11 protein-coding genes are annotated in these 12,730 nt (G+C 36.8%); 1 reads left to right on the forward strand and 10 read right to left on the reverse strand.

The window, feature by feature from the left end:
* Positions 1-304: 304 nt before the first annotated feature.
* From ACHB7C_RS05445 to ACHB7C_RS05475, 7 genes are all read right to left on the reverse strand, one after another.
* On the reverse strand, positions 305-1,552 hold the full coding sequence (locus ACHB7C_RS05445) for an aromatic amino acid transporter (RefSeq protein WP_198860923.1): 1,248 nt from the start codon (positions 1,550-1,552) through the stop codon (positions 305-307).
* Between the two features lie 63 nt (positions 1,553-1,615).
* A complete protein-coding gene (locus ACHB7C_RS05450; RefSeq protein WP_395346662.1) occupies positions 1,616-3,019 on the reverse strand; it encodes a tryptophanase in 1,404 nt (467 codons plus the stop codon).
* Between the two features lie 543 nt (positions 3,020-3,562).
* Positions 3,563-4,219: a DUF799 domain-containing protein gene (locus ACHB7C_RS05455; RefSeq protein WP_042846292.1), complete on the reverse strand. Its 657-nt coding sequence runs from the start codon at positions 4,217-4,219 to the stop codon at positions 3,563-3,565.
* Entirely contained in the window at positions 4,216-4,569 is a 354-nt protein-coding gene (locus ACHB7C_RS05460; RefSeq protein WP_173424815.1) for a DUF4810 domain-containing protein, read from the reverse strand. The genes ACHB7C_RS05455 and ACHB7C_RS05460 overlap by 4 nt, the downstream gene beginning before the upstream one ends.
* Before the next feature lie 9 nt (positions 4,570-4,578).
* The gene (locus tag ACHB7C_RS05465) at positions 4,579-5,253 is read right to left on the reverse strand and encodes a CsgG/HfaB family protein (protein ID WP_395346665.1); all 675 of its coding nucleotides are present in this window, start codon (positions 5,251-5,253) and stop codon (positions 4,579-4,581) included.
* Between the two features lie 598 nt (positions 5,254-5,851).
* On the reverse strand, positions 5,852-6,982 hold the full coding sequence (locus tag ACHB7C_RS05470; RefSeq protein ID WP_395346667.1) for a hypothetical protein: 1,131 nt from the start codon (positions 6,980-6,982) through the stop codon (positions 5,852-5,854).
* Entirely contained in the window at positions 6,979-8,232 is a 1,254-nt protein-coding gene (locus ACHB7C_RS05475; protein ID WP_395346669.1) for a hypothetical protein, read from the reverse strand. The genes ACHB7C_RS05470 and ACHB7C_RS05475 overlap by 4 nt, the downstream gene beginning before the upstream one ends.
* A gap of 272 nt (positions 8,233-8,504) precedes the next feature.
* Between ACHB7C_RS05475 and ACHB7C_RS05480 the strand changes: the two genes are divergently transcribed.
* Positions 8,505-9,224, forward strand: a complete 720-nt coding sequence (locus ACHB7C_RS05480) for a UTRA domain-containing protein (protein WP_395346671.1) — start codon at positions 8,505-8,507, stop codon at positions 9,222-9,224.
* 85 nt (positions 9,225-9,309) lie between these two features.
* Here the strand turns inward: ACHB7C_RS05480 and ACHB7C_RS05485 are convergent, their stop codons facing one another.
* The 3 genes from ACHB7C_RS05485 to ACHB7C_RS05495 are packed head-to-tail and all read right to left on the reverse strand — an operon-like array spanning position 9,310 to position 12,724.
* Entirely contained in the window at positions 9,310-10,992 is a 1,683-nt protein-coding gene (locus ACHB7C_RS05485) for an electron transfer flavoprotein-ubiquinone oxidoreductase (RefSeq protein WP_166685163.1), read from the reverse strand.
* A 10-nt stretch (positions 10,993-11,002) separates the two neighbouring features.
* On the reverse strand, positions 11,003-11,953 hold the full coding sequence (locus ACHB7C_RS05490; protein ID WP_048606123.1) for an electron transfer flavoprotein subunit alpha/FixB family protein: 951 nt from the start codon (positions 11,951-11,953) through the stop codon (positions 11,003-11,005).
* A gap of 15 nt (positions 11,954-11,968) precedes the next feature.
* Complete coding sequence (locus tag ACHB7C_RS05495) at positions 11,969-12,724, reverse strand: electron transfer flavoprotein subunit beta/FixA family protein (RefSeq protein ID WP_166685164.1); 756 nt, start codon at positions 12,722-12,724, stop codon at positions 11,969-11,971.
* Between the last annotated feature and the right edge of the window lie 6 nt (positions 12,725-12,730).

Below are 12,730 nucleotides of genomic sequence, written 5' to 3' on the forward strand. Positions count from 1 at the left end.
TAGGGTTAACTGAAGTAGATAATCACAGAATCAGGCTGAGGCTAAGTAAAAACACTTATAATTCAAAGGGGTTACTATTTGGTTATGAGAATTATCGAATATCGATATTGGAATTTAATTCCAGAAACTTGATACAAGTCTCAAAATAATACAATCATTGAAAAAACAAACTGATATAAGAAATTATTTATTTTTGCATAAAAAGAGTTAGTGAATAATATTAAAATTACATACAGTTATAAAAAAGGCACAGCAAACCCTCACTGTACCTTTGCAGTTATTCTACAACTTGTATTTTGAAAAATTAACGGTATATCGGTAACAAATTAAACTGCGCTAACAATTGGCAAATAATGCCAACGACTCCAAAGGCGATAACGGCGTAGATTAGCCCTTTTCCGCCCCATACTTTGAATCTAGAATCAGGGAAACGCTCTCTTACTTTTAATGCCATAACTGCCGGGCAAATAATCGCCCAGATACATGCGGCCATACCTGCATATGCAATTGCAATGAGAAAACCATTTGGGAATAACATGCAAAGAACAAGTGGTGGCAAGAAGCATAATAAGGCGGATTTCATTCTACCTGATGGGTTATCTTTAAAGTTTAATGAAGCAAGAATATAATCAAACAACCCAATAGCAACACCTAAAAATGAACAAAATACTGCACTTATTGAAAACCATAGTAAGAATGTCGCAATATTCTTACTATTGAGGACCGCATAAAGCGACTCAATAAACGCATCTAAATTACCACCTTTATTAATAATTGTTAAAAATTCTGTTCTTGGTAAATTCCCCATTGTTCCTAAGATCCATAAGAAATAAAGAACAAGGGCTAATACACACCCAATCACACAGCTTTTAACCACTTTCCTTTCATTTTCATGATACAATTTATATAAGCTGCATACATTGCCATGATAACCAAAAGAAGTAATTGCATATGGAATAATAATAAAGATAAAGGGCAATAGTGATGTGTTTCCACCTTCAACTGGTGATGTTAATAACAAATCTGTTTTTACAATGAAAAATAACCCTGAGAAAGCCAAAATAAATAAAATTATTTTAATAAATAAAAATAAAGATGTTAACCGGCTTGCTCCTACCCCACTCCACCAAATACTTGCTCCTAATATCAATGTAAATACAATAAATATTAATCTTAAATTAACATTATAGCCATAAATAGCCGCAGCCTCTTTTATGACTGATCCTGCTGCTGATATATAGGCGTAAATTAATATATAAAGAACAAATATTAGTGCTATATTAGCAATATAGCATGCCCACTTTGGTAATAATTCTTTAGAAATAAAAAAATAATTCGTTCCCGCCCCATACTTAGATATACATTCTAAAATATAAATTCCTGAATGAAACATGAAGAAACAAACGATTAATAAAACAACTACAGAGTTAATAAACCAAGCTCCTGCCATAATAGTTGGCAAGCTAAACATCCCTGCCCCTATCATTGCACCGCCTAGCACAAAACCCCCTACCAATATGGAGGGTTCTTTTTTGGCTGCCAAATTATTCATGGTGTTCACCTTAAGAATAAGGATAAGGTTCCCGCATTGCACGGGAACCATAAGAGCGACCTATTATTTGATTGGTTTTAATCTTGCAGTAAAGTGCCTTAATACTGGAGGTTCATATTCAAAATCAAGCCCTTTCAAAGTAGCAAATTTGTCTTTTAACCCAATCAGAGCATCTGCAATGTAATCCATGTGGTCGTTGGTATAAACGCGTCTTGCAATAGTTAACCGCATAAACTCCATATCTGCATGTTTTTGTTTGCCTGTTTCGGGATCGCGCCCTAATAAGAATGAGCCTATTTCAACCGCACGAACACCAGATTCTAAATATAATGCATTAATAACCGCTTGTGCTGGGAACTGGTCGCCAGGAATATGCGGTACTAGTTTCTTACAATCCACAAATACCGCATGACCACCAGTAGGGTATTGAATTGAAATCCCTCCCTCACGTAAACGGTCTCCTAAATATTTAACTTGACCGATACGATAGTGTAAATATTCTTCCCCAGCCCCTTCTTCAAGGCCTTGAACCATGGCAGCCATATCACGACCAGCAAGACCGCCATAAGTAACAAACCCTTCCATTGGTACACAGCGCTGTCTAGCTAACGTAAATATCTTTTCATCATTCTTAATACAAACTAATCCACCAATATTCAATAATGGGTCTTTCTTAGCTGACATAGTTAATGCATCAGCATATTTGTACATATCCAGAATAATTTCTTTAATTGTTGAATTTTTATATTTAGGATCACGTTCTTTTATAAAATACGCATTTTCACAGAAACGCGCTGAATCCATAACAACAAAGATATTATGTTGTTTTGCTATTTCATAGACTTCTTTTAAGTTAGCCATTGATACTGGCTGGCCGCCGGCACTATTACAAGTAATAGTAGATACAATCGCCACAACATTTTCAGCGCCATGTTGTGCAATGTTATCCTTTAATTTTTGAATATCAAAGTTACCTTTCCAGTCATCATAGGTATCTGAGTCATAAGCTTTTTCTGTAACAATATTAACTGCTTTACAGCCATTTAATTCAACATGAGCAGCGGTAGTATCAAAGTGGAAATTAGAAATAAAGACAGGTTTTTTAGCACCACCTTGTTCCTGTTTTACTTTCAATAATACAGGAAATAACATGTTTTCAGCACCACGACCTTGGTGAGCAGGGATCACATAGTTATAATCGAACATCTCTTTAACTTTATCTTTTAAATCATAATAGTTACGAGATCCTGCATAGGCTTCATCACCAGTGATCATTGCTGCCCATTGATGATCACTCATGGCATTAGTACCTGAGTCGGTCAATAAATCAATATACACAGCACTGCTTGGTAGCAAGAATGGATTGTATCCAGCTTCTTTTAACGCAGCTTCACGCTCTTCTCTACTTGGAATACGGATATTTTCTACCATTTTAATACGGAATGGTTCTACAATTCTTTTAGCCATGATAATACCTTTAATTTTTCATTAAATAATAAATACAAAGGATCGTACTTATAAAAAATAAGCTATAACGAAACTTTTAGTTTAGAAAAACAAAAAAGGTTATTTATTTGGGAAAAAGAAGGCTAAAGAAATATCAATATTGAACCATTTCTTCATATAGAAGAAATGCCTTGATATGAGAGACTTGCTTAACGAAAACATACTATGACTCCTATCAAAAAGGAATTAGTACAACCAACAGCATCATATATATAACAGTTAAAAATATAAAGTAATAGAGATTGTCATATAATTATACCTATATCACATAATCATTAGATAATGCTAAGACAAATTGACTCAAGTCACACATTTAATTTTATTCGTTATTTTTTATAAGCTTGTAAATATTAAAACATAAAAAAAACAAAAAATAATTATTATTCATATCTGTAATTTAATAATTATAAAGAGTAATTTGGCTTTATTTAAATAACGCTTAACAAAAATAAAATGGGTAAAGTATGATTAGAATACTTTACCCATGATTCAAATAATTAACAATTACTGAGCATCTTTCCCATATTTAGGAGATCTAGGCCCATATAATATACCATTAGGCGTACCTGCAGATAATAACCTTGCACTTGTTATACCTGCAATTGTGTAACTTTTATCTGTCATGGTATCAACAATTTGATTAACAACCGCCGAAACTAAAACACCAATAATGCCATTGGAAGAAGAGTTATTTTCAGCACTCGATGCAGATGCCGAACCGCTCCATAATAATGCCCCTGTCCTCGCATCAACAAGTTTTGCATCCGCTGTAACACGTGTATCACTGGAAATAACCTGATAGCTAGTACCGTACTCTGTTATATTAAGGTATAACACAGCATCATTACCGAAAATTTCTCGGGTTTTGGCGGGCGGAACAGATTGGATATCCCCTGCGTTTATTAAACCATTTTGCTTAAATGTTTCTTCCACTACCGCTACAGGAAAAACATAGTAGCCAGCCTCCGCTAAAGGCAGGGCTGTTTGTGATAATAAACCATGACTAGCCTGTACTTCTGGAGAGCTATTCTGAGGTAATAACACTAAAATGCTTTTTGGCTTACTTTGATTAAACGCAGTATAATCAACTTTTGTTGGCTGTGCACAACCAGTTAATAACCAAGCCATCACCAGCCCGCTGAGTATGAATAAACGCCTCATTTTGCTTTCCCTTTATTTTTCATTAGAAAATCCATATACGCCGCAGATTCTGGATATAATTCTTTTTCAGCGTTGAACTCTTGCATTGCAAGGTCGATGGCTCCGGTTGTGGAATACAATAACCCTAAATGGGCGTGTAACCCCGGAGGGGTAGCAAGACCGTTTGCCTTACTCATTTCAAGGTTTTTTTTCAATGCTTGAATTTGTTCTTGAGGGCCAGTATCTGTTTGCTGGTAATATTGATAAATTGTAGTTTGATAACCATCCCAGTTATATAATGGTTTTGGCTCGTTAGCACAACCATTTAATAAAATGGCTCCAGCAAAAATAAGAAGTAATTTAAATTTCATCATATTCCCTTATTTAGCTGGCTGCCATGCACCACTTTCAATACCAACTACGAGATCATTCACAGCTTCCCTTATTGCTAAATCTAGCACCTTACCGTTTAGCGTAGAGTCATAACTTGCAGTTCCACCAAAACCGACAATTTCCCTATTTGATAATTCATACTCGCCTGCTCCCTGAGCTGAGAATACCACCTCGGAAGTTTGGACATTCACAACATTTAAATTAACTTTTGCATATGCGACTTGTGATTTACCACGGCCTAAAATACCAAATAGTTGTCTATCACCGACTTCTTTTCGACCAAATTCAGTGACATCACCGGTAATAACATATGTTGCGCCTTTTAATTGCAGGGACTGGCCTTTAATTCCAGCTTCTTCTTTTAACTCTTGCATATTAGCCCGGTCTAATACATTAAAGCGCCCAGTTTGCTGAAGATGCGTCATTAAAATTGTTTTTGATTGATTACCTAAGCGGTCAACGCCATCTGAAAAAATGCCATTCATATAACTCGAACGGTTATCAAATTTGCCAATTGATATTGGGCTTTTAGGACCCGAGTAATTAGTATTATAAGTCGCAACTTTCTCTACTGCTAAAGAACGGGAAGATTCCTTTGCACAACCACTTAATAATGCACTAGCAATAAAAATAGATGCGATGCTGATTTTAGATATATTCATTTAGCTGTCTCAATTAAAATTTAATTAGAATTAATTATTGCAGCTTTATTTTGCATCAAATATAAAACAGGGTCTAGTCAATATCACCTATTCAGTGATTTTATCTTTATTTCTATTTCATCCAATTGATAATATTCATAAAGTAACTCAGGTTTATTAGATGAAATCAACTGTTTGATTAAAAAATGGAGGTAACATAAATTATTTAATCAGTAATCTTTAATGATGTAATATTTCATATCATCACTATTATTCTATCCCAATAAAAACATCCAACTGAATTATTCTAAATTATCTACCATTTATATAGCCAAATGGTAGATAATAATATAACCAATCACTGTTGTTTATTTTTCACTCAAATAGTAGATTATTATAAACATGCAGCTAACCAAAGTATAAAAAACAATCACATTCTATATATCGTTAGCTTATTTCCTTGTCGTACATCATAGCTCTTTTAATTTAACTCAATATATTACTTTATTGGTAGGTTTTGTATGAATTTGCAATAGATCATGACCAAAAAAGGATAAGAGGAATCTTATCCTTTTTTATTAACTATATTATTAATAATCAATAATATATTACAATAGCATTAATGTACTGATTGATAAGAAACAGATGCACCTTTTTCTATGGTGCTTTCATCTGAATAAATACTGTCTATATCAATAAAAGACTGGTCGCTATCATTATAGACTTTGTTATACAGTGATAATTCCGGACGATGACGCAGCGTTTTTGTCGTTAAATCCATCATTAGATATTGCTGAGAACCCCTAACCCACTCTGAAACAATGACACCTTTATGACCAACTTTTAGCTCATGCATATTATTATAACCATTTTCGGCGATCAGTTCGAAAGTCCCATTGGTATGAAATTGCATTAAAGAAAATAACCGACGAGAAGGCTCTTGAGCAATAACAAAAATATCACCATTAAGGTTTTGTGCTGCTTCATTGATGCGAACAGGTAACCATTTACTACTAACCACCTGTTTCGTTGGTATATCCATAATAACCTCAAGTGACCCCATCTGATTACCGTAGCTGTACCACATCACCACTTTATCTCGATACGTTGCATAGGAAAAATTTGAATTACCTTCAATTTCCTCAGGAAATAACGACTTGGCTAAATTTCTCACATTCATAAAGTGTTCCCAAGTTATACCTTTATCTTGGCTGATAAAGATATTCTCATTACTCGCAACAATATATGCAGGTAGGCCTTTAGATTGGTAGATTTTCCCCGTGATCAACGCAGAGAATAACTCTCCAGATTTATCTTGCCAAGGTATTAACTCACTGATTGAGAAATCAATTAAATTAATTTTTCGGTAGCCATCTCTTAAAATAATTAAACACTCTTTTCTTTCACAGACTGCATTGTAAAAACTATCATCAGCACGAGTAATAAAACGCACACCTTGGTTATCTGCAAACAAAACTTGATAGCTATACTCACTAAAATTTGTATAGTTGTTATACAACGAATAATAGTAACTTTGGTTATTACTTTTTTGAGCAATAATCAACATGCCATTCTCAGCAGGAAAAGTAGTCGCCCAGTCATAATTTGCGATAACAGGCCCATTTTCATTATGTTTTTCCCACTGCCAATCAACTGTACCATCACGCACAAATACGAATACAATAAAAATAAAACTTAGCGCAAAAGCCAACGTTAATAAGATAAAATGCCTACTGAGAAATGGATTCATGACCGAACCTCCGTGACATAATCAGTTTTGCCTTGCTGTCGACGTAAATGCTTCAATAAATACTGAGCTTGATAATACGCATTACCGCGCTTAGATATTTTAAAATAGACCGCCACACACAAACCGATAAGAAAACTAATTCCCAACACAATTGAAACTGCAAAACTGATATATAACCCACCCGTATCAACAAGATTTATCCAATCCCAGTAGTCCCAGTACCCTCCTTTTTCCATAGTTTCAGCAATAGATAGTCCGAGAGCCATTAATACTAAGAAAATAAGAATCAAACCAGTGAATCCCCATAAGCCGTAATAAAACCCTCGTTCTTGGGGCGCACCTTTACCAATAAGGCTATATGCTAAACCATCTTGATGATTGTAGATGCCAAAGACGACTTGCTCTTTTGAGTTCTCTTGGAGATTTTTATGATAAACCTCAAGCTCATCCCCTTGAGCGATAAACAAACTATGGTTATTAAAGAGTGGCTCATTCGCCGACACTAAGACATCCAGATGTTCTTTATTTATTTGTAAGCTGATTTGATTAAGCTTTTGTTCTGTATCTCCTGCTGCAATGGTGACACTGAGGTTAGCAGTAATATTGGTTTTACCACGCGTAGAAGATAAAGAGGTTTGCTCTATGCCAATATTAGTGGCTTTATGTAATTTGGCAGGCTTAGTTTTCGTTTTTTTTATACCTAAAATATCAATTTGCTGGTCTTGGCCATTAGTTTTATATTGTTCATCAATGACTAAATCCAGTGCCTTCAAAATTAATTTACGCTTCAAACTTAAAATATGTTTTATTTCTGCAAGCACTAACACAAATAATACAATACCAGTAAAAGCTGCGCAGCCTAACACTGCCACAAGTATTATCATTAAAAAATTATCATCAGCTTCAATAAAACAGTAATACACTGCAGGTATTAGTGCCATTAAAAACAATGAAATTAAAAATTGTATTCCAAGCTTACGAGTAAAACCGACCGTTCTATCTGGCTCTAAGCGTCCTTTGGTTTCATGGTATACCCAGTTTACCCAATAACTGCCATCATTCATCTGTTCTGCACAAATAATCAGTACATCACCCTTTTTCAACCTATCCAAAAATATTTGGCTGTTTTTAAAGTCATCTTGATTGAAAAAAAACACTTTATCTGATGCTAACAACCTCACCATACCTATCGGGGTGACATTTTTATAATCACACTGTGTTAAAGTCGTTTGAAAATACTGAACGCCCATAAATGATGCCTATTTGTTATAGTAAATTTAACATTATGATATTAAATAAAGGTATATTGCCCTAGAAAAACTTACACTATAATAAAATAATTCAGACAATGACGAGCATCTGTAAATAACAATTACTCGGGGCCTTCCCCTATAAATAGGCGACTCCTACTAGTAAAGCCAATAATTACTGATAAACTTGCATTCAATACAAAATTGGTGGGTAAAATGTAGCAAGAGCGCCATTTTCTCCCTTCTTCTAACAATAATTTTGAATAAAAGCGATGACATCACAACCTGCATACAAGCAAATTCAGTCTTACATTTTACGCAGTATTGATTTAGGGGTTTTTAAGCCAGAAACTCAAATCCCTACCGAACTTGAACTCTGTGCACAGTTCAATGTAAGCCGTATGACGGTAAATAAAGCTATTTCAGAATTAAGTCAGAAAGGTATTCTAAATCGTATTGCAGGAAAGGGCACTTTTGTTGCAACTCAAAAACATGAGCTTCCTGTTACCAGGGCGTTTGATATTTTTGATGAAATATCTGTAAGTGGTAATAAATATAGTGGTCACCAGTTGCAACTGAAAGTCATCCTTGCTTCCGCAGAAATTGCATTACAACTTGGTATTACAGAAGGAAGTGAAGTCGGATATTGTAAAGTGCTCCACTTTGAAAATGATATCCCTTTAATGTTAGAAGAACGCTACGTGAACCATGCTATTGCACCTGAATTTGTAAAACAAAAATACGGCGATACGGAAACACCAAGCGGCTATTTACAACGCCATTTTCCTGTTAGTGAAATGGAACATACCATTGAAGCGGCACTTGCGACAAAATCAATTGCACAATCGTTATCAGTAAAAGAAAATTCCCCTTGTTTACAACTCAGTCGACGCACTTGGACTGGCAATACATTAATTAGCTACGTCAACATGACCTCTGCAGGCTCTCGTTATAAATTAAAATTACATACCCGTATTGATAATAATCTATAAAAAAATGGGGCAATAATGCCCCAAAACGACTGATAAAAATAAAAAAACATCAAGCACATCTACATCACAAACAATAATTTCCCCCTTACATTCCTTGGTAAATTGGCCCCTCTCCCCCTTGTGGTGCAGTCCAAGTTATATTTTGTAATGGGTCTTTAATATCGCAAGCCTTACAATGTAGGCAGTTTTGCGCATTAATTTGCAGTTTTTCTTGGTTAATTTCCCCCAAGACTTCATATACACCTGCGGGGCAATAACGCGTTTCTGGAGCCGCATATTTAGCTAAATTAATTTGGATTGGCACTGTGATATCCGCCAATTTTAAATGGCAAGGCTGGTCTTCTTCATGGTTAGTATTTGATAAAAATACAGATGAAGCCTTATCAAAAGTCAGCACACCATCCGGTTTTGGATATATTATTGGTTGAAATTTACTCGCTTCTTTTATATTTTCATGATCAGCTTGCTTGAGCTTCAGTGTCCAAGGGCTTTTCCCCTTCAACAGTAGCTGTTCAGCCCCAAATAACATTGAGCCAATAACTAACCCTTTTTTCATATATGGCTTAAAATTGCGTGTTTGATAAAGTTCTTGATATAGCCAACTATCCTCAAATAGCTGGCGAAATAATGATTTAAATCGCGAATAATCTACCGTTTCATGATGTAAAGAACCAAACAATGCCTCAGCTGCTAATGACCCACTTTTAACTGCACAATGAGTTCCTTTTATGCGTGCAGCATTTAAAAAGCCTGCATCATCACCAATTAATGCACCACCAGGAAAACTTAGCTCAGGTAATGCAGCAAGGCCTCCTGCTACCATGCTTCTTGCTCCGTAGCTAATCCGTTTACCACCAGACAAAAAATCACTAAAAGCAGGATGCGTTTTTAAACGCTGAAACTCTTCAAAGGGAGATAAATATGGGTTTTCATAATTCAGACCAACAACTAACCCAACAGCCACGAGGTCTTCACCGTAATGGTAAGCAAAACCACCTCCATAAGTGTGATTATCTAATGGCCACCCTACTGAATGGATCACAACCCCTGGCTGATGCTGTTCTTTTGGGATCTGCCAAATTTCTTTGATCCCTAACCCATAAGTTTGCTTACCGCTGTTTGCAGCTAAATCAAAACGTTCAATTAATTGTTTACCTAGTTGCCCCCGACACCCTTCGGCAAAAAAGGTCATTTTAGCAACTAAATTCATCCCAGCTTGGTACATCGCGGTGGGCGAGCCAGATTTATCTAATCCCATATCCCCTGTCGTCACGCCAATCACGCTTCCTGCGTCATCAAATAGCACCTCAGTAGCCGCAAACCCAGCGAAAACATCTACACCTAACGCCTCTGCTTCAACCGCCAAAGCCGCGCTAATTTGACCTAGACTCCCAATTAAATTGCCATTATTTTTTAAACTACTTGGTAATAAAGATAACGGTAACTGATTGAATTTATTTTCTTTTAGCCATAAAAAACGGTCTTGGGTTACTGCGGTTAAAGGGGCTGTTACCTTTTGCTGCCAATCTGGTAGTAATTCATCTAAAGCGCGAGGGTCAATTACGGCTCCTGATAAAATATGCGCCCCTATTTCTACCCCTTTATCAATTAAACAAACGGAGAGCTCAGCCCCTTTTTCTGCGGCTAGCTGTTTTAAACGAATTGCTGCCGATAACCCTGCAGGCCCACCACCGACAATCAGGACATCGAACTCCATCGATTCCCGCTCGGGAGCCTCGTTTATATTCTCAATGTTGTCGATAGCCATATGCCCTCTCTTACGCCAATGCTTTATCAAATTCAGGTAAGATCTCAAATAGATCGCCAACAATGCCATAATCCGCCACTTGGAAAATAGGCGCGTCAGGATCGCTATTAATGGCGACGATCACTTTACTTTCTTTCATACCTGCAACATGTTGAATTGCGCCAGAAATTCCAACTGCGATATACAAATCGGGCGCCACAATTTTCCCTGTTTGCCCAACCTGATAATCGTTAGGAACATAACCGGCATCGACTGCCGCGCGCGAAGCCCCTACTGCGGCACCCAGTTTGTCAGCAATGGTTTCTAATAAAGCGAAATTCTCACCAGAACTTAAACCGCGGCCACCAGAAATCACGACTTTAGCGGAACTCAATTCTGCACGGCTTACTTGTGTTAACGATTGGCTCTTTAATAGTGCTCGCTGGGGGAGTTGTGCAAGGGTAACATTTTCAATTTGAGCGCTATTTTGTGTTTCTTTTGCGCCAGAAAATGCAGAGCTTCGCACGGTGATCACGACTTGTTGACCATTATTCTGCACTGTTGCCAATGCATTCCCCGCATAAATAGGACGAATGAATGTTTGTGAGTCAATGACTTGAGTAATATCTGAAATTTGAGCAACACCTAGTGTTGCGGCGACACGCGGAGCAATATTTTTCCCAAATGTTGTCGCAGGAAACAACAAATGTGTATAGCCTTTAGCAACCGCAACAATCGCACTGGTGATTGGCTCAGCTAATTGCCCTTCAAGCTCATCAGATTGAATTTCTAGAACTTTATTAACACCTTTGATGCTCGCAGCTAATTGAGCAACTGAAGCTGTCTGGCTCCCAGCAACGAATAAGTGTAGTTCACCACCAGCAGCAAGAATTTCATGAGCAGCGGTAATATTATGATAAGTTGATGATTTTATTGTTTGATTATCATGTTCGACAATCACTAACACTGATGTTTGGCTCATATTCATTTCCCTCTGTTAAATCACTTCTTTCGCTTGCAGTTCACTGACTAATGCGGTTGCACTACTTAGTAATGTACATTGCCCAACACGCTTTTTCGGCTCACTGACCTTGAGCGTTTTAACTTGCCCCAATGGTGAAAAATTCATATCAGCAATATCAATGATATCTAGAGGTTTTTTCTTTGCTTTCATAATATTAGGTAAAGTTGCATAGCGAGGTTCATTTAACCGTAAGTCTGTTGTCACGACTGCTGGCAATGGCATTTCTAACGTTTCTAACCCCCCATCAATTTCCCGTGTCACTTGCAGTGTTCCACCGTCGATTTTAATTTGTGAAGCAAATGTCGCTTGTGGGTAATCTAATAATGCCGATAACATTTGACCTGTTTGGTTACAGTCATCATCAATTGCCTGTTTACCTAACAAAATCAGGTCAGCATGTTCTTTATCGACAATTTGTTGTAGTAAGCGAGCAATATCCAACGGCTCTAACGCTAACTCAGCGGGTCGCTGAATTAAAATGGCGCGGTCGGCACCAATTGCCATCGCACTACGCAGCGTTTCTTGGTAACTAATATCCCCCACAGAAACAGCGATCACTTCAGTCGCTTTGCCGGATTCTTTTAAACGTACTGCTTCTTCTACAGCAATTTCATCAAATGGGTTAATTGCCATTTTGACATTAGCCAATTCCACCCCAGAGCCATCAGCTTTAACTCTCACTTTAACGTTATGGTCAATCACTCGCTTCACTGCGACTAAAATTTTCATCGTAAC

It is taken from the genome of Providencia sp. 2024EL-00732, assembly GCF_044006275.1.
Lineage (GTDB): Bacteria > Pseudomonadota > Gammaproteobacteria > Enterobacterales > Enterobacteriaceae > Providencia > Providencia huashanensis.

Coding starts and splice junctions, on each gene's coding strand:
- ACHB7C_RS05495 (WP_166685164.1), bottom strand. CDS start 12,724: ATGAAAATTTTAGTCGCAGTGAAGCGAGTGATTGACCATAACGTTAAA.
- ACHB7C_RS05455 (WP_042846292.1), bottom strand. CDS start 4,219: ATGAGGCGTTTATTCATACTCAGCGGGCTGGTGATGGCTTGGTTATTA.
- ACHB7C_RS05475 (WP_395346669.1), bottom strand. CDS start 8,232: ATGGGCGTTCAGTATTTTCAAACGACTTTAACACAGTGTGATTATAAA.
- ACHB7C_RS05480 (WP_395346671.1), top strand. CDS start 8,505: ATGACATCACAACCTGCATACAAGCAAATTCAGTCTTACATTTTACGC.
- ACHB7C_RS05465 (WP_395346665.1), bottom strand. CDS start 5,253: ATGAATATATCTAAAATCAGCATCGCATCTATTTTTATTGCTAGTGCA.
- ACHB7C_RS05470 (WP_395346667.1), bottom strand. CDS start 6,982: ATGAATCCATTTCTCAGTAGGCATTTTATCTTATTAACGTTGGCTTTT.
- ACHB7C_RS05490 (WP_048606123.1), bottom strand. CDS start 11,953: ATGAGCCAAACATCAGTGTTAGTGATTGTCGAACATGATAATCAAACA.
- ACHB7C_RS05450 (WP_395346662.1), bottom strand. CDS start 3,019: ATGGCTAAAAGAATTGTAGAACCATTCCGTATTAAAATGGTAGAAAAT.
- ACHB7C_RS05460 (WP_173424815.1), bottom strand. CDS start 4,569: ATGAAATTTAAATTACTTCTTATTTTTGCTGGAGCCATTTTATTAAAT.
- ACHB7C_RS05485 (WP_166685163.1), bottom strand. CDS start 10,992: ATGGCTATCGACAACATTGAGAATATAAACGAGGCTCCCGAGCGGGAA.
- ACHB7C_RS05445 (WP_198860923.1), bottom strand. CDS start 1,552: ATGAATAATTTGGCAGCCAAAAAAGAACCCTCCATATTGGTAGGGGGT.